Below are 16,125 nucleotides of genomic sequence, written 5' to 3' on the forward strand. Positions count from 1 at the left end.
GGGCCAAAAGTAGCCCCTCGCAGTTGCCAATGTCTGCTATTAACGCCGCAAATATTTCAAAACAATGCTGCTGCTCGCATCAGTTAGCGCATTTCAACGGCACTCTCAGCCACATTTCCCGTAGCTTGAGGCACTTTTGCGGCTTCAGCCTCCCCTTGCTCCTATGATGGTTTCTGTTTTTCAATTTTCGCGCGCTTCTCGCACCCTTTTCGGCGGCTTGGCTCTGAGCGCCAGCGGACTGCTGGCTGGCTGCGGACGGCCCGCCACGGCCACGCTGCCCGCCGACTACCTGCTATACATCGGCACCAACGTGGGCGGCGCGCAGGACAGCAGCATCTTCCTCTACCGCGTGAATGCCAGCACCGGCGCTTTCACCAGGCTCAGCGGGCAGCTGGGCGGGGCCAGCCCTACTTACCTCACCCTCACGCCCAACCACCGGTTTCTGTACGCCGTGAGCGAAACCCAGACCTTTCGGGGCGCGCCGGGCGGCGGCGTAAGCAGCTTCGCCGTCGACCCGCACTCGGGCGCGCTGAAACCGCTGAGCCAGCAGCCGTCGGGCGGGGCGTCGCCGTGCTACATCAGCCTCGACCACAGCGGCAAAAGTGTATTGGTGGCGAACTACATGGGCGGCAACGTGAGCATCCTGCCCGTGGCGACCGACGGCGCGCTCGGCCCGCCCACCACCGACCAGCACACCGGCTCGGGCCCGCACAAAAACCAGACCTCCTCGCACGCCCACTGCCTGCTGCCCGACCCGGCCAACAAATTCGCCTTCGCCGTGAACTTGGGCACCGACCAGGTGGTGGGCTACCGCCTCGATGCGGCGGCCGGCCGCCTTGCGCGCCTGCCCGAGCCGGCCTTCGTGGCCAAGCCGGGGGCCGGGCCGCGCCACCTCACTTTCCATCCCAACGGCCGTACCGCCTACCTCATCAACGAGCTGAACTCGACGCTAACCACGCTGGCCTACGACGCGGCCGCCGGCCACTTCCGCGAGCTGCAAACCATCTCAACGCTGCCGGCCGGCTACTCCGGCGACAACTCCTGCGCCGACGTGCACGTGGCTCCCAACGGCCTGTTTCTCTACGCTTCCAACCGGGGCCACAACAGCATTGCCGTGTTTGCCATCGACAGCAGCAACGGCACGCTGGTGCCCATTCAGGACGTGGACACGCAGGGCAAAACCCCGCGCAACTTCGCCCTCGACCCCAGCGGCCGCCTGCTGCTGGTGGCCAACCAGAACTCCAACAACCTCGTCAGCTACCGCGTTGATGCCTTTTCGGGCCTGCTCACGCCCACCGGGCAGCAGGCGCGGGTGCCCTCGCCCATGTTCGTGGGCGTGGTCGAGGACTTCCGCAAATAACCACCCGCCGGGCCGGCGGCGGCAACGCGCGGCAAGCCCAGCCGTAAGCGGCGCAGCCCGCGACTATTCGCCGGCCCCATTTCAGGTATTATGGCCGACTTCGACCCCACGCCGCCCGCCCGCGAGCTGCAATTCCCCCTCTACGTAAAAGCCCCCCTGATTTTGCTGGGGCTGGCGCTGCTGGTATTCACCCTGCACATCGCCTCGGAAATCATCTTTCCGCTGTTTTTCGCGGCCATTTTCGCCATCATGCTGCACCCCGTCGAGCAGTGGCTCCTGCGCAAGCGGGTGCCGCAGCTGCTGGCCATCACGCTCACGGTGGTGCTGGGCGTGGCGGCGGTGCTGGGCCTGGTGTATTTCATCTCGATGGAAGCCGCCCAGCTCTCCGACCAGATGCCGATGTTCAAGAAAAAGCTGGCCGAAACCACCGCCCAGGTGCACGAGTGGCTGCAATCGCGCTTCGGCGTGAGCGACCAGAAGCTGCAAAGCTGGGTGAGCGAGGCTGGCACCAAGGCCCAGGGCCTGCTGGGCGGCACGCTCTCCACCTTGTCGGGCATCCTGGTGTCGTTTACCCTGATTCCGGTCTACATCTTCCTGCTGTTTCTGTACCAGAAGCGGTTGGTCGACTTCCTGGTGCAGGCCTTTTCGGGCCACCGCCGCGATACCGGCGTGAGCGAGGTGTTGCGCGAAAGCAAAACCGCCATCCAGAGCTACATGGTGGGCCTATTGATTGAGGGCAGCATCGTGGCCGCACTCAACGTCACGGTTCTGCTCATCATTGGGGTGCCTTATGCGCTGCTGCTGGGCGTGATGGGCGCGCTGCTCAACTTCATCCCCTACATCGGCGGGCTCATTGCCATTGCGCTGCCCATGCTCATGGCCTTCGTGGCCCACCCCGGCTACGGGCACGCCATTGCGGTGCTCGGCGCCTACATGCTCATTCAGTTCATCGACAACCACTACCTGATTCCGCGCATCGTGGCTTCCAAAATTCAGGTGAATGCGCTGGTGGCCATTGTGGGCGTGCTGGTGGGCAACGCCATTGGCGGCGTGGCGGGCATGTTTCTGGCCCTGCCGGTTATTGCCATTCTGAAAATCGTGTTCGACCGCATTGAGTCGCTCAAGCCCTGGGGCATGGTGCTGGGCGATGAGGAAACGCCGCGCGGCCGCAAAATCAACCCCGCCAAAAAGCACGTGCTGGCCGCCGAGGGCAAGAAGTAAGTCAGTTAAGAGTTAAGAGTTGAAGAAGTCAATGGCCGATTCAACTCTTAACTCTTAACTCTTCACTTTTAACTCTTAACTGTTCACCCGCGCACTTCGCGCAGCCAGGCATCGGCCTCCTGCATATCGGCGAAGCGGCGGAACTGCAGGCCGCTGGGCGACGCCGCTACCACCGACTGCGTGGAGAGGCGGTGCATGGGGTCGGCGCCTTCCACAATGGCGCAGTGGCGCGCCCCGGCCTGCGCAATGGCCCGCGGAATCCAGTCGCCGGTGAGCCACTCCTGGGCGGGGCCCGGCAGGGGGGCGCGCTGCCCGTGGCAGGACAGGATTTTGCGGCTGCCGGTGTTCAGCATCAGGGCCAGCACCTGCTCGTAGTATTCCTGAATAGCGGCCAGCGCAATGCGCTCGGCGGCCCAGGCCAGGCGCACCACCTGTGCCCCGGGCTGGTAGAATAACCGGCCAGCCGCGTTCTGGAAATACAGCGTTTCCGGGGTCTGGGAGAGCAAACTCATGGTAATTGAAGTGGTAGAGCGGCGGTAAGTGTCCGGTTGTCCTGAAGCGGGCCGAGTCAAATTTACCCCAAAAGTCTCGGGCCACAAAGCCCTGCCGGTCGATGCCCCGCCCCATTATCAGCGGCTGCTGCCGGGGCTGATGCTTTTACCCGATTCAGAAACCCTGTGCTCGGCGCAATGGCCAGCCGTGACTGACGCAGCCGGGCTACTCGGCCAACACGAGGTGGGCCGTGGCGGCGGTGCTGCCGCCGACATCATCGTCGGTCACGAGCAGCAGCTCGAAGTGGCTGGGACCCAGCTGCTGGCGCACGGCCAAGCCCTCTACTTTGCCAACGTAAGGCCGGCCGTCGGCCCAGGCCAGACGGGCCAGCGTGGCGCGGCCGGCCGCTACATCTACCACGCCCACGAACGAGCCCAGCACCGCGCCATCGAGCACGGCATCGGCCGTGTTCTCCACCGAAGCCGATACGAACAGCCGCCCATCGACAAACGTGGCGCCCGAAAACCCGGCCGGGCACCCCTCAATCAGCGGCAGCTCGAATACCAGCTGGTGCACCTTGGGAGCTGCCGCCCCGGTCGTATTCAGCAGAAATCGCAACGTTTCGGCCAGCGGCAGCACGAACAGCAGCGCCGCATCGGCCCGGCCCACGGTGCGCTGAAACAGCAGCAGCTCGGTGGCCGAAGTGGCGGCCGCTTCGAGGTTGAGGACCACACCAGCGGGCAACTGGGCCGCCAGCAGGGCGTAGAGCCGCGCCAGCGCCACCCGCACCGGCGCTTCGCCCGACACGGGCACGAACCAGCCGGCAGCGCGGGCCGGCGTGCTGCCGGAGCCCAGCACCAGCACCCCGGCCCGGCCGTCGGGCCAGGTGAGGGCGGCCATGGCTTCGAGGTCGGGCTTGCTGGCTTTGGGGATGCGGCCGGTGCCGAAAGCATCGGTTGCGAACAGTGGCACCCGCGAGAGTACGGCCAGCGTGGCCGCGTCGAGCAGATAGAGAAAAGGCGAGTCGTCGCCGATGACGTAGGCCGTGGGGCCAATGATTTCGACGCCGGAAGCCGAGGGCAGGCCGGGAATCGGGTTTTCGGAAATAATGGTGGCCTTCATAACAAATTATCGACGGCGGAATGGCGGGTATTCAGGCGATTTGAATGATGGTAGAGGTTACTTGGCAAGTCATCAGAACGTCATGCTGAGCGCAGTCGAAGCATCTCTACCGCGCAAGTAAATAATTACTACTGCAGTAGAGATGCTTCGACTGCGCTCAGCATGACGTGCAAAACTCCTACATAGCTTCGTAATGCTAGGGCCAAGCCCGGCGATTCAGCCCGCAAGCTTCGGCCAAATATCAACCCGTTCCGCTTCCTATCTTGCCGCCGCGCTCGCCCCGCGCTCCTTTCTCATGCCCACTTATACGCCCGGCCTGCACATTCTGGCCACCTTCGCCGCGCCGCCCGCCACCCTGCGTGATGCCAAAAGCTGTCGTGCCTTCTTCGATGCCCAGGTGCTGGCCTTCGGGCTCGAAAAAGTGGGCGAGGCCTACCACCACTTCCCGGCCGACGAAAACGGCGCGGGCGGCTTCACCGCCGTGCTGGCCCTGACGGAGTCTCACCTGAGCATCCACACCTGGCCCGAGCACGGGCTGGCCACATTCGACGTGTTCCTCTCCAATTTCCGGCGCGACAATTCGGCCACGGTGCGCGGCATTTATGCGGCCACATTGGCGTTTTTCGAAGGCACCGAACTCACTCAAACCGAAGTGTGCCGATGAGTGAAACCGCTACGCCCCGGCCCGAATCGGCCCAGTTGGACTGCCCCGAATGCCACACGTCTATTACATACTACGACGTGGAAGACAGCGAATACTACGCCTGCCCGAACTGCCACGCGTATTTCCGATGGTCGGGCGAGGAAACACCCAAGGTGTTTGGCAATTATAAGGACGCGCCTAAAACGTCGCCCGTACTGCCGCTGGGTATCCTGGGCCTGCTGGATGGCGCGCTCTACCGCGTGGTGGGCCTGACGAGCCGCTGCGAAGCCAACCACCCGCAATACAGCTGGCGTGAGTACCAGTTGCTGCAGCCCGAAACCGGCCGCTACGTGCAACTGGCCGAGTACGACGGGCACTGGACGCTGATTTGGGCCGCCAGCCACCTCGACAAAAACCGGGAAGATTTCAAGCTGCCCGATTTCCGGATTTTCAACAAATACCAGTCGCGCATCAACTGGGCACTGGGCGAGTTCGATTGGGACATCGAGAGTGACCAGAGCCTGTACGTGACTGAATACGTCAACCCGCCCCTGCTGCTGGTGCAGGAGAAGCGCGGGCGCGAGAGCAACTGGTACCGGGGCCGCCACGTGGCCCCCGAGGAGCTGGCCACGGCGTTCAACATCAGCCGGAGCGCGCTGCCGCACACCGAAGGCACGGGCATGGCCGAGCCAGCGCCCGGCAGCCGAAGCTGGCCGGCGCTCTGGACCCTGACGGGCATTTTAATTGCAGCGCTGCTGCTCACTCAGCTTCTGCTGGCCGTGCGCACGGGCTCGCCGGTGCTCAGCCAGACCATTCAGGTAGAGCCCAATACCACGGCCACCGCCGCGCCCGGCACCGGCCGCGTGCTGGTATCGCCCAGCTTCGCCCTCGACCACCAAACCGCCCTCGACATTGAGCTGAACGCCACCCTCAGCAACCAATGGCTGGAGCTGCCCGTGAGCCTGGTGAACGAGCAAACCGGCCGCGGCTTCGAATTCACCAAAAACATTGAGTTTTACAGCGGCGTGGAAGGCGGCGAAAGCTGGAGCGAAGGCAGCCGTGAGGTGGAAGCCGTGCTTTCGCGGGTGCCAGCCGGGCGCTACCACCTCAACTTCTACCCCTTCACCGAAAAGGGTGTTTCGCCCGAAATCAAGGTGACCGTGTGGGCCAACCCGGCGCTGCCGTCCAACTTTTTCGTGGTGCTGGCGCTGATACTGCTGGTGCCCGGATTCCAGCTCTTGCGCCGCCACTGGCACGAACGCCGCCGCTGGGCCAACAGCGACTATAACCCGTACGCAACCGAAGAATAACCCATCCGGCATGCTCGAAAACCTGCTCAACTTCCTGCGCCCCGTGCGCCTCTACGCGCTGCTGTTGCTGCTGCCGCTGGCCTGGTTTGCCTGGGGCACCGCCACCGGCACCCGCCTGCTCGGCGACGATAACGAGAGCACCGAAACCCTGAACGCGCCCGGCACCGGCGGCCACGGCCACGCCGGCCGCGGCCTGTATTTCCACAAATAACCCGCTCCTGCCTTTCTTATGGAATACCTCAACGCCAAAGCCCTCGCGGCCTCCATCCTCTATTCGCTGCTGGGCATTGTCATCCTGGTTATCAGCTTTTACCTGTTCAATAAGCTGACGCCGGGCACCCTGCGCAAGGAAATTCTGGAGGAGCACAATACCGCCCTGGCCATCCTCGGCGCGGCCTTTATGCTGGCCGTAGCCCTCATCATCAGCGCCGCCATTCATGGCTGAGTTGTTGGAAGTGCCCGCCGCGGAAGCACCGCCGGCGGGCCCCGCCGCGGCCGGTCCCGAAGCGCGGCTGCCGGGCCTGCTGCTGGCGGCGGTGGCCGTGATTGCCACCTGCGGGCTGATTTACGAGCTGATTGCCGGCACGCTGGCTTCCTACCTGCTGGGCGATTCCGTCACGCAGTTTTCCACCATCATCGGGGCGTATCTGTTTGCGATGGGCATCGGCTCGTGGCTCTCAAAATTCCTCGAAGGCTCGCTGCTGCGCTGGTTTATCCGGCTCGAAATTCTGGTGGGGCTCGTGGGCGGGTGCATGGCTCCGCTGCTGTTCGTGAGTTTCGAGTACGTGGCCTCGTTCCGGCTGCTGCTCTACACGCTGGTGGGCCTCACGGGCGTGCTGGTGGGCCTGGAAATCCCGCTGCTGATGCGGATTCTGGAGCACCGCTACCCGTTCAAGGATTTAGTAGCGCGGGTGTTTACCTTCGATTACGTGGGCGCGTTGCTGGCGTCGCTGATATTTCCGCTGGTGCTGGTACCGCAGCTGGGACTGATTCGTACCTCGCTGGTTTTCGGGGCCCTGAACCTGGCCGTGGCCGCCGTGGTGCTGGCCCGCTTCCCCGAAACGCGGCCTTACCGGCGGCGCTTCGGGGTGGGCATTGGGGCGGCGCTACTGGGGCTGGCGGGGCTGTTCGGCTTTGCCAACAAGCTGCTGGCCTACACCGAAACCCTGGCGTTTCAGGACCAGGTTATTTATTCAAAATCAACACCTTACCAGCGCATTGTCCTCACCCGCAACCCGCGCGAGCTGCGCCTGTTCCTCAACGGCAACCTGCAGTTCAGCTCGGCCGATGAGTACCGCTACCACGAGGCGCTGGTGCATCCGCTGCTACAGGCGCTGCCCCAGGCCCGCCACGTGCTGGTGATGGGCGGCGGCGACGGCCTGGCCGTACGCGAGCTGCTGAAATACCCGCGCCTTACCAGCATCAAGCTCGTCGACCTCGACGCGGGCATGACCGAACTATTCCAGCACAACGAGCTGCTGCTAAGCCTGAACCAGGGCTCGCTCAACAACCCCAAAGTGCAGGTCATCAACGCCGATGCCTACCAGTGGATTCGGCAGGATTCGGCTCGTTACGACGCCATCATTGTCGATTTTCCCGACCCCGGCAATTACTCCATCGGCAAGCTGTATTCGGCCGCGTTTTACACGGCGCTGGCCAAGCGGCTGGCCCCCGGCGGGCGGCTGGTGGTGCAAAGCACCTCGCCGTTTCTGGCCCGGCAGTCGTTCTGGTGCGTGGCGCACACGCTGGCGGCGGTGGGGCTGCACACCATTCCGTACCACCTCTACGTGCCGTCGTTCGGCGAGTGGGGCTACGTGCTGGCGGGGCCCGACACCCACTGGCGCGGCGATATGAGCCCGCTGCCGGCGGGCCTACGCTACATCACGCCCGCCACCATTCACGACATGCTGCGCTTCCCGCCCGATATGAGCGAGGTGCCCACGGAGGTGAACCAGCTGAATAACCAGGTACTGGTGCGGTATTTTGAGGAGGATTGGGGGCCGTACGTGCATTGAGTTATCAACTGATAGCATGCCCCGCTGGCCGCAGTTTAGCGCGTAGCGCGCAACTGCTGGCCTTGGGTAACGCGAGTTTGCAACTCGCTGCCGCACAGCGGCAATTTCCGTTCGCCAATCAATCCAATGGCGAGTTACAAACTCGCCTTACCCAAGGCCAGCAGTTACGCGCTACGCGCTAAACTGCGGCCAGCGTGCCAGTGTGTACGACAACCTTTTCCAATCCTAAACCCATGCCCACCCGTCGCTCCTTCCTGGCCCAAAGCGGGGCGGCCCTTACCGGCGCGCTGCTGCTGCCGGCGCTGCCCGGCTGCGCGCCGAGCAACCCGCTGGCCCACATCAAAGGCCAGCTGCTGGGACCTGATGCCGCCACCGGCCACCTGCTGCGCGACCCCAGCAAAATCCCTGCGCCCACCAGCACCATTGAAACCGATGTGCTCATTATCGGCGGCGGGGTGGCGGGGCTGTCGGCGCGGCGCTGGCTGCACCAGCACGGCCAGACCAACACGCTGCTGGTGGAACTGGCCCCCGAAACCGGCGGCAACGCAAGCGCCGGCCGCAACGCCGCCTCTGCCTACCCCTGGGGCGCGCACTACCTGCCCGTGCCCGACGTACGCAACCGCGAGTTGCTGGAGTTCCTGCAAGCCGCTGGCACGCTCACCGGCTACGCGCCCGATGGCCGGCCCATCTACAACGACTACCACCTCTGCCACGACCCTGAGGAGCGCCTCAACATTGAAGGCCACTGGCAGGAAGGGCTGGTGCCTGCGTTGGGTTTGAGCGCCGCCGACCAGGCCCAGGTGGCCCGGTTTTTCAAGCTGACGGAGATGCTGAAAACCACCATCGGAAGCGACGGCCGTGATGTTTTCCGCATTCCGCTCGACGAGTCGTCGACCGACAAGGAATACCGCCAGTTGGATAAAATTTCCTTCGCCGCCTACCTCGACCGCGAGGGCTTCACCGCGCCGGCCCTGCGCTGGTACCTCGACTACGCCTGCCGCGACGACTACGGCGCCACCGCCGCGCAGGTATCGGCCTGGGCGGGGCTGCACTACTTCGCCAGCCGCAAGGGCAGCGCCCACAACGCCACCGGCGCCGACGTGCTCACCTGGCCCGAAGGCAACCACTTCCTGACCGAAAACCTGCGCCGCCAAGCCAGCGCCCCCATCCACACCCAAACGCTGGCCTACGACCTGCGCGAAACCGCCACCGGCATCGAGGCCCTGATTTATAGCGTGGCCACGCGCCAAAGCACCCGCGTGCGCGCCCGACAGGTGCTGCTGGCCACGCCGCAGCACATTGCCCACCACCTGCTGGCCGCCGTGCCGGGCCACCAACTGCCGCCGCCCGGCGCGCTGCACCACGCGCCCTGGCTCATTGCCAACCTCACGGTGGTGGGCCTGCCGCAGGGCCCTGGCCGCCCGCTGAGCTGGGACAACGTGCGCTTCGGCAGTGCTTCGCTGGGGTACATCAATGCGACCCAACAATCAATCAAACAGGACGACGGCGGCCCCAAAGTCATTACTCTATACTGGCCCCTCACCGACGAAGCGCCCGGTCCCGCTCGCCGCCGCGCCTACCAAACCAGCTACGCCGAATGGCTGCCGCGCGTGGTGGCCGAGCTCGAAACCTATCACCCCGGCGTGACGCCCTACATTCAGCAGGCCGACCTCTGGGTGTGGGGCCACGGCATGGTGGCCCCCACGCCCGGCCTGCTCTGGGGAGCGGCGCGGGCGGCAGCCATGCAGCCGGTGCGCAACCGAATTTTCTTCGCGCACACTGATTTTAGCGGCATTTCGATTTTTGAGGAGGGGTTTTACCAAGGAATCCGGGCGGCGCGGGAGATGTTGGGGACGGGTAGCAAACTAGAATAAAGGTCATGCAGAGCGCAGCGAAGCATCTCGCTTGTGGCAGTAATTCAACTGTGAGAGCATTATAAATTAGTGGTAGCCCGCGAGATGCTTCGCTGCGCTCTGCATGACGTTCAATTAGCTTCAAATACCTCCATCCAACCCCCATGCCCGCCCAACCCTGGATTCGCTCCCCGCGCTACGACGGCCTGCTTATCCTCGCGCCGCCGTTTCTGGCGCTGCTGGTGGTGCTGGTGCTGCCCGCGCCCTACCGCCACTCGGCGGCCATGCCGCTGCTGGCCTGGGTGGCATTGGTGGTGCTCATCGACGTGGCGCACGTGTACGGCACGCTGTTTCAGACCTACTTCGACCCGGTGCGGCGGCGGCAGCGGCGCATGCTGCTGTGGGTGGTGCCGCTGGCTTGCTATGCGGCGGGCGTGGCGCTGCACAGCCTCGGCGGGCTGGTGTTCTGGCGGGCGCTGGCGTATCTGGCGGTGTTTCATTTCATCCGGCAGCAGTATGGGTTCCTGCGGATTTACAGCCGGCAGGAGGCGACGGTGCCGGGCCAGTGGCTGGCCACGGCGCTGATTTATTACGCCACTATTTACCCGCTGCTCTACTGGCATTTCTCACCGGGGCGCAACTTCAACTGGTTTGTCGATGGCGACTTCGTACAGCTCGATTGGCCGGCGGGCCGGACCGTGGCTACGGCGCTCTACGTGGGATTGATTGCGGTTTATTCGGCCCGTGAAGCGTGGCTCTGGCACCGTAACCACACTTTCAATATGCCCCGCAACCTGCTGCTGGCCGGCACGCTGGTATCGTGGTACGTGGGCATCGTGCTCTTCAACGGCGACCTGGCCTTCACACTACTGAACGTTGTGTCGCACGGCATTCCCTACCTGGCGCTGGTGTGGGCGGGCGGGCCCAAAACGGCTCAGGCCCCGGCCGCCACTCGGCGCGGCGCGTGGGCCGGGCGCTACGGCCTGGCGGTTTTCATCGGCGCCGTGGTGCTATTTGCTTTTATCGAAGAGGGCCTTTGGGATGGGCTGGTGTGGCGCGAGCACGGCGCGGTGTTCGGCTGGTTTCAGCAGCTGCCCATGGTAGCCAGCCCCGCGCTGCTCATGTGGCTGGTGCCGTTGCTGGCGCTGCCGCAATCCACGCACTACGTGCTCGATGGGTTTATCTGGCGACGAAGGAAGTAGCCTGGACGCTGCAAGTCCGAGCTACTTCACAATCACCAGTTCTACGCGGCGGTTCAGACGGCGGGTTTCTTCGCGGTCGTTGCCGTAGCGGGGCTTGGTACCGCCGAAGCCGACGGTGGTGATGCGGTTTTCGCTGATGCCGCGGCCCACGAGGTAGCGCTTCACCTCGGCCACCCGGTCTTCGGAGAGCTGCTGGTTTTTATCGGCCGGGCCCACGTTGTCGGTGTGGCCTTCGAGGCGCACTTCGGTGGCGGGCGCGGCTTGCAGGGCAATGGCCAGGCGGTTGAGTTCGATGAACGACGAGCCCAGCAGCGTGGCTTTGCCCTGGGCGAAGATGATGCTCGGCAAATCGACTTTCTCGCCGACCACGGCCGGGTTCAGCAAAATGTCGCGGCGCGGCGAGCCGCTGGCCGTCAGCGTGTCGCTCATCGTGAGCAGGCCGCCGATGGCCGACAACGCGTAGCGCCCCGGCAGCAGCGACATCTGGTAGTTGCCCGAGTTGTCGGCCCGGCTGGTGGCCAGAAACTGTGGGCTATTGCGGCCCGTGCCCAGCAGGTTCGCCTTCACCAGCGCGCCGGGCACCGGCTGTTTGGTGCGCGCATCGAGCACGCGCCCGCTCAAGAAGGCCCGGCCGGCGTTTTCCGATACTTCGGCCACAGCCGGTTTTGGCAACGAGTCGGCCGCCACGGCGCGGCCCGTGCGCCAGATGTCCTTGGTGCCGTTGGGCGTAGCCGACGACGAATAATAGGCCGTTTTGCCGTCGGGCGCGACGCTCAGAAAGGCATTGAAGCCGGGGCCGTTGAAGGTAGGCCCAAGGTTGCGGGGCTCGCTCCACTTCGCCCACGAATCGTCGAGGCGGGTGCTCACAAATAAGTCGGCCGAGCCATAGCCCATGTGGCCATACGAGGCGAAATATAGGGTCTTGCCATCGGCCGCGAGCCAAGGCGCAAAGTCGAAGCCCGGCGAGTTGAGTACCGGCCCCAGGCTTTTGGGCTCGGTGTAGCCGCCGCTGCCATCGGGCCGGCTCAGGTAAATGTCGTTGCCGCCTTCCGAATCGCCGCGTTCCAGCGAGAGCAGCAGCGTCTGCCCATCGGCCGACATAAAAAAGCCCGTGCCCGTCACGGCCGAGTAAAAATTGGCAATGCGCAGGGCCTCCGGCTTGGTGGTTTTGGGCGTGGCCCCGGCGGCCGTGGCGGCGGCCTGCGCTACCCGGCTCAGGCCTTCGTCGCGGAAAGTGCCGTCGCGCTCGTACGTGCCGCGCACTATCAGGAGCTGGCCGCCGGTGCCGGTGGTGGCTTCCACAGCGTTGTTCTGTGGGGTATTAATGGCATCCATCCGCTCGGGCGCGCCCCAGGTTTTGCCCTGGTCGGCGCTGCGGCTCAGCCAAGCATCGCCCGAGTCGGTGTTGCCCTCGGTGTTGCCGGCAAACTTGGTGCGGGCGAAGTACAGCGTCTTGCCGTCGGGGCTCACGATGGGGTGCAGCTCGTTGCCCGGCGAGTTCACCGGCCCGGCCAGCAACTGCGGCGCACCAAACGCGAGCGGCCCCTCCAGCACGTTCAGCCGCAGCCGGAACAGGTGCCACTGCTGGGTGGCGCGGCCATTGCTTTTCTGGGCCACCACCGGCGTGCCGTTGAACTTATCGGAAGCCGCCAGTGCCGCTACCCGTGCCTCGCTCTTGTTCTCGAGCTGGAAGCTGCCCGCCGGGCCGGCCGGCACCAGCCGCCACTGCTGCTCGGCGCTGCCCTGGAAAGGCCGCTGCACCAGCGCAGTGCCCTCGCCGGCCGTGGCCACCGTGAGGCACTGCGTGCTGTGGCGCGCCTCGATGCGGTAGTATTCGCTGCCCTGGCGCACCGGCACGAAGCGCCACTGCTGGCTGTTGGCGTGCGTGAATTCCCACTGCACGGCCGCCGCGCCGCTGGCCGTGCTGGCACTGGCCACGTCGAGGCAGCGCCCACTGCCGCGGTCAATCAGGCCGTAGTAGGCCCGCTCATCGGGCACGAAAGCATTGGTTTGGGCGCGGCCGAAAGTCGGCAGCAGCAGCAGCAAGGGCAACAAAAGCAGCAAAAGGCGCATGGACGGAAGCGCGGGCCCAAAGCCCCACGCATGGTTGAACACCGCAAAGAACGGCGAAACGGCGGCGCGAGTATGAAAACAGCTTGGGCACCCACCCCTGCCACCAGCGCCAACGGCAAGCCGGCTTCGTGCGTACGCCTCAGTAACACTCCATTTACCCTCTCGTTACCTATGCGTAAAGGCACCACCGTTAGTTGGAAATATGGCACCGGCACGGCCACCGGCAAAATCGAGTCCGTACACAAAGAACCCGTTTCGCGCACCATCAAGGGGGCCGAAATTCACCGCAACGGCTCGGCCGATGACCCTGCCTTCGTCATCGTGCAGGACAACGGCAACCGCGTGCTCAAGCTCAAAAGCGAAGTGAAGCCTGTGGCCTGACGCGCGGGGCCGCCACGCCCGCCTGCGGGCGTACCTTTGCCAGGTACTTGCCTTTCCGGATTGTTTTACGGCGACTCCCAACAGCGTTGGCTGTGGAAGGTGCCGATAGCAGCCGGAGGAGCACGTGCGTTGCCCCGCTCTTCCTGCCTCGCTATGTCAACAGCTTCCGAACCCTTTTACGCGGTGCGCTACCAGCCCGCGCCCGCCCTGCTGCGCGGCACTGTGCTGCGGCCGCTGTCCACGCTCGAATTCACCGAAGCCTGCGAAATGCTGCTGGCTGCCGCCCGCGAGCACCGCTGCCCCTACTGGCTGCTCGACGGCCGCGCCGATGTGGACGTGCGCCCACCCGACGTGTACGAGTGGCTGAGCGACGAATTTCTGCCGCGCGTGCACCGCGTGCTGGGCCGCGTGCCTACCCTGGCTTTTATCGCCCGTCCCGAATTCTGGAATGCCCTGCGCGCCCGCAGCTATGCCTCACCGCTGGTCATCGCCGGTACCTTCCGGGCCGGCTGGTTCACGGAGGAATGCGCGGCCATGCAGTGGCTGACCAACTACCGCACCGTGCTGCCTTAACAAAAAAGCCCCGCCGACAACTGTCGGCGGGGCTTTTTTTAAGTTAAGAGTTAAAAGTGATGAGTTAAAAGTTGGGAATAGTTCGCCGCTCAACTTACCACTCTTAACTCAAAATTACCGGTTGTTCGGGTCGGGCTTGATGAAGGCTTCTTCCTCCATTTCGGTGGGCACTACTACCACGCCCTTCTGGAGCATGGAGTTGCGCTTGCCGTAGAGGAAATACACCACGAAACCGAGCAGCATCCAGCCCAGGGCCAGCTTCAGGGTGTTCGAGTCGAGGGCCACAATCATAAGCGTGCAGATGGCCGCGCCCAGAATCGGCACCAGCGGGAAGCTGGCCGACGACAGCGGCGAGCGGAACGGCCGGGGCTGGTCGGGGTCGGAGCGGCGCATAATCCACACGCCCAGGCTCACGAGTACGAAGGCTAGCAGCGTGCCGAACGAGGTCAAATCGCCGGCCAGCGAGCCGGGCACGAAGGCCGCAAACGCGCCCACAAACACCAACAGCGCCAGGTTCGACTTATAAGGCGTGTTGAAGCGCGGGTGCAGCTCGGAGAAGGCTTTGGGCATGAGGCCGTCCTTCGCCATCGAGAAGAACACGCGGCTCTGGCCCATCAGCATCACCAGAATAACCGACGAGAAACCGAGCAGAATGGCCACCGTCACGGCCGTGCCGAGCCACTCGTAGCCGGGCATGTGCGCCTTGATGGCGTACGTCACCGACGCCTCGCCGCCCAGGGCCGGGTCGGCAAATTCGCGCCAGTTGGCTACGCCCGTCAGCACGTGGCCGAACAGGATGTAGAGCACCGTGCACACCGCCAGCGAACCCAGAATACCGATGGGCATGTCGCGCTTGGGGTTCTTGGCTTCCTGCGCGGCCGTGCTCACGGCATCGAACCCGATGAAGGCGAAAAACACGATGGCCGCGCCACCGAGCACGCCGCCCCAGCCGTGCTTGTTCCAGGCCGTGTACTCGCGCACTACCACGCCAGCGGCATTTTTTACCGGCTCGGCGTTGTCCGGAATCAGGTAGGGCGTGTGGTTGGCGGGATTGATGAACTGCCAGCCTACAGCAATGAACACCAGCACGATGGCCACCTTCAGGATAACCACAATGGCGTTGAACATAGCCGACTCCTGCGTGCCTTTGATGAGCAGCAGCGACAGCATCACGATGATGAACAGGGCCGGCAGGTTGATGAGGCCGTGCTCGAGCGAGCCGTTCACCACGGCGCTTTCGAAGGGCGAGTGGCTGAGATTATACGGTATACTGGTCCCAAACACCTGCAAGAGCTTGTTCAGGTATTCGCTCCAGGCAATGCTCACGGTAGCCGCGCCCAGCGCGTATTCCATAATCAGCGCCCAGCCAATGACCCAGGCCACAAACTCGCCCATGGTGGTGTAGGCGTAGGTGTAGGCCGAGCCGGCAATCGGAATCATGGCGGCAAACTCGGCGTAGCACAGGCCGGCAAACACGCAGCCGATGGCGGCCACGATGAAAGCCAGCGTTACGCCCGGGCCCGAAGCCTGCGCGGCAGCGGCGGCGGTGCGAACAAACAGGCCCGCCCCGATGATGGCGCCCACGCCCAGGGCCACGAGGTTACCCGCGCCCAGCGTGCGCTGCAGGGTGCCGTGCCCGGTCGAGTTGGCCTCGCCCAGCAGCACGGCCAGAGGTTTTTTGGCGAAAATACTTGCCATGTGTAAGGGTATGTATGAGAAAGAAAAAGTGGGGATGGGAAGAATAAACGAGTCCGAAAGCCGTGCGCAACCCCGAAAAACGGGCCGCCCACGACAGCGGGGCCGAAATATAGGCAGCAATTTGGCACTGTTTCTTGCCGGAGCGTTTGCGGCGGCTGGCCCGCTCCTTGCTTAGCCCCGCC

The 16,125-nt window shown here is 64.3% G+C and carries 15 protein-coding genes; 11 read left to right on the forward strand and 4 right to left on the reverse strand.

The annotated features are described in order from the left end of the window. Nucleotides 1-163 precede the first annotated feature (163 nt). Nucleotides 164-1,360 carry a lactonase family protein gene (locus MON38_RS01445; RefSeq protein ID WP_241934349.1) on the forward strand — a complete coding sequence of 399 codons (1,197 nt, stop codon included), beginning with the start codon at nucleotides 164-166 and terminating at the stop codon, nucleotides 1,358-1,360. 90 nt (nucleotides 1,361-1,450) lie between these two features. Next, a complete protein-coding gene (locus MON38_RS01450) occupies nucleotides 1,451-2,581 on the forward strand; it encodes an AI-2E family transporter (protein WP_241934350.1) in 1,131 nt (376 codons plus the stop codon). An 83-nt stretch (nucleotides 2,582-2,664) separates the two neighbouring features. On the opposite strand, the gene MON38_RS01455 is transcribed toward MON38_RS01450, so the two are convergent. After that, nucleotides 2,665-3,093 (reverse strand): hypothetical protein, encoded by a 429-nt coding sequence (locus MON38_RS01455; RefSeq protein WP_241934351.1) that lies wholly within the window; start codon nucleotides 3,091-3,093, stop codon nucleotides 2,665-2,667. 205 nt (nucleotides 3,094-3,298) lie between these two features. After that, the gene (locus MON38_RS01460; RefSeq protein WP_241934352.1) at nucleotides 3,299-4,195 is read right to left on the reverse strand and encodes a DUF6929 family protein; all 897 of its coding nucleotides are present in this window, start codon (nucleotides 4,193-4,195) and stop codon (nucleotides 3,299-3,301) included. A 295-nt stretch (nucleotides 4,196-4,490) separates the two neighbouring features. Here MON38_RS01460 and MON38_RS01465 point away from each other — a divergent pair, with 295 nt between their 5' ends. From MON38_RS01465 to MON38_RS01495, 7 genes are all read left to right on the forward strand, one after another. Beyond that, nucleotides 4,491-4,859: an S-adenosylmethionine decarboxylase family protein gene (locus tag MON38_RS01465; protein ID WP_241934353.1), complete on the forward strand. Its 369-nt coding sequence runs from the start codon at nucleotides 4,491-4,493 to the stop codon at nucleotides 4,857-4,859. Beyond that, nucleotides 4,856-6,148 (forward strand): DUF4178 domain-containing protein, encoded by a 1,293-nt coding sequence (locus MON38_RS01470; RefSeq protein ID WP_241934354.1) that lies wholly within the window; start codon nucleotides 4,856-4,858, stop codon nucleotides 6,146-6,148. Before MON38_RS01465 ends, MON38_RS01470 begins: the two co-directional genes overlap by 4 nt. Before the next feature lie 10 nt (nucleotides 6,149-6,158). Beyond that, on the forward strand, nucleotides 6,159-6,359 hold the full coding sequence (locus MON38_RS01475; RefSeq protein WP_241934355.1) for a hypothetical protein: 201 nt from the start codon (nucleotides 6,159-6,161) through the stop codon (nucleotides 6,357-6,359). Nucleotides 6,360-6,377: 18 nt separating this feature from the next. Then, the gene (locus MON38_RS01480) at nucleotides 6,378-6,593 is read left to right on the forward strand and encodes a DUF350 domain-containing protein (RefSeq protein ID WP_241934356.1); all 216 of its coding nucleotides are present in this window, start codon (nucleotides 6,378-6,380) and stop codon (nucleotides 6,591-6,593) included. After that, nucleotides 6,586-8,163 (forward strand): polyamine aminopropyltransferase, encoded by a 1,578-nt coding sequence (locus MON38_RS01485; RefSeq protein ID WP_241934357.1) that lies wholly within the window; start codon nucleotides 6,586-6,588, stop codon nucleotides 8,161-8,163. Before MON38_RS01480 ends, MON38_RS01485 begins: the two co-directional genes overlap by 8 nt. A 233-nt stretch (nucleotides 8,164-8,396) precedes the next feature. After that, a complete protein-coding gene (locus MON38_RS01490; RefSeq protein ID WP_241934358.1) occupies nucleotides 8,397-10,037 on the forward strand; it encodes an FAD-binding protein in 1,641 nt (546 codons plus the stop codon). A 143-nt stretch (nucleotides 10,038-10,180) separates the two neighbouring features. After that, a complete protein-coding gene (locus tag MON38_RS01495) occupies nucleotides 10,181-11,218 on the forward strand; it encodes a hypothetical protein (RefSeq protein ID WP_241934359.1) in 1,038 nt (345 codons plus the stop codon). Between the two features lie 21 nt (nucleotides 11,219-11,239). On the opposite strand, the gene MON38_RS01500 is transcribed toward MON38_RS01495, so the two are convergent. Further along, nucleotides 11,240-13,273, reverse strand: coding sequence for an RICIN domain-containing protein (locus MON38_RS01500; protein WP_241934360.1), 2,034 nt, complete (start codon nucleotides 13,271-13,273; stop codon nucleotides 11,240-11,242). A 189-nt stretch (nucleotides 13,274-13,462) separates the two neighbouring features. Here MON38_RS01500 and MON38_RS01505 point away from each other — a divergent pair, with 189 nt between their 5' ends. Both MON38_RS01505 and MON38_RS01510 read left to right on the forward strand, forming a co-directional pair. Next, entirely contained in the window at nucleotides 13,463-13,672 is a 210-nt protein-coding gene (locus tag MON38_RS01505; protein ID WP_241934361.1) for a hypervirulence associated TUDOR domain-containing protein, read from the forward strand. A 153-nt stretch (nucleotides 13,673-13,825) separates the two neighbouring features. Continuing rightward, the gene (locus MON38_RS01510) at nucleotides 13,826-14,245 is read left to right on the forward strand and encodes a hypothetical protein (protein ID WP_241934362.1); all 420 of its coding nucleotides are present in this window, start codon (nucleotides 13,826-13,828) and stop codon (nucleotides 14,243-14,245) included. A gap of 114 nt (nucleotides 14,246-14,359) precedes the next feature. Here MON38_RS01510 and MON38_RS01515 read toward each other — a convergent pair whose 3' ends face one another. Next, nucleotides 14,360-15,943 carry an amino acid permease gene (locus tag MON38_RS01515; RefSeq protein ID WP_241934363.1) on the reverse strand — a complete coding sequence of 528 codons (1,584 nt, stop codon included), beginning with the start codon at nucleotides 15,941-15,943 and terminating at the stop codon, nucleotides 14,360-14,362. Nucleotides 15,944-16,125 lie beyond the last annotated feature (182 nt).

Source organism: Hymenobacter cyanobacteriorum, from assembly GCF_022631375.1.
GTDB classification, from domain to species: Bacteria; Bacteroidota; Bacteroidia; order Cytophagales; family Hymenobacteraceae; genus Hymenobacter; species Hymenobacter cyanobacteriorum.

What these genes read in the sequence shown, in the direction of transcription:
- MON38_RS01490 (WP_241934358.1), top strand. Translation starts at nt 8,397, where the DNA reads ATGCCCACCCGTCGCTCCTTCCTGGCCCAAAGCGGGGCGGCCCTTACC.
- MON38_RS01445 (WP_241934349.1), top strand. Translation starts at nt 164, where the DNA reads ATGATGGTTTCTGTTTTTCAATTTTCGCGCGCTTCTCGCACCCTTTTC.
- MON38_RS01480 (WP_241934356.1), top strand. Translation starts at nt 6,378, where the DNA reads ATGGAATACCTCAACGCCAAAGCCCTCGCGGCCTCCATCCTCTATTCG.
- MON38_RS01470 (WP_241934354.1), top strand. Translation starts at nt 4,856, where the DNA reads ATGAGTGAAACCGCTACGCCCCGGCCCGAATCGGCCCAGTTGGACTGC.
- MON38_RS01455 (WP_241934351.1), bottom strand. Translation starts at nt 3,093, where the DNA reads ATGAGTTTGCTCTCCCAGACCCCGGAAACGCTGTATTTCCAGAACGCG.
- MON38_RS01450 (WP_241934350.1), top strand. Translation starts at nt 1,451, where the DNA reads ATGGCCGACTTCGACCCCACGCCGCCCGCCCGCGAGCTGCAATTCCCC.
- MON38_RS01515 (WP_241934363.1), bottom strand. Translation starts at nt 15,943, where the DNA reads ATGGCAAGTATTTTCGCCAAAAAACCTCTGGCCGTGCTGCTGGGCGAG.
- MON38_RS01485 (WP_241934357.1), top strand. Translation starts at nt 6,586, where the DNA reads ATGGCTGAGTTGTTGGAAGTGCCCGCCGCGGAAGCACCGCCGGCGGGC.
- MON38_RS01475 (WP_241934355.1), top strand. Translation starts at nt 6,159, where the DNA reads ATGCTCGAAAACCTGCTCAACTTCCTGCGCCCCGTGCGCCTCTACGCG.
- MON38_RS01465 (WP_241934353.1), top strand. Translation starts at nt 4,491, where the DNA reads ATGCCCACTTATACGCCCGGCCTGCACATTCTGGCCACCTTCGCCGCG.
- MON38_RS01460 (WP_241934352.1), bottom strand. Translation starts at nt 4,195, where the DNA reads ATGAAGGCCACCATTATTTCCGAAAACCCGATTCCCGGCCTGCCCTCG.
- MON38_RS01495 (WP_241934359.1), top strand. Translation starts at nt 10,181, where the DNA reads ATGCCCGCCCAACCCTGGATTCGCTCCCCGCGCTACGACGGCCTGCTT.
- MON38_RS01510 (WP_241934362.1), top strand. Translation starts at nt 13,826, where the DNA reads ATGTCAACAGCTTCCGAACCCTTTTACGCGGTGCGCTACCAGCCCGCG.
- MON38_RS01505 (WP_241934361.1), top strand. Translation starts at nt 13,463, where the DNA reads ATGCGTAAAGGCACCACCGTTAGTTGGAAATATGGCACCGGCACGGCC.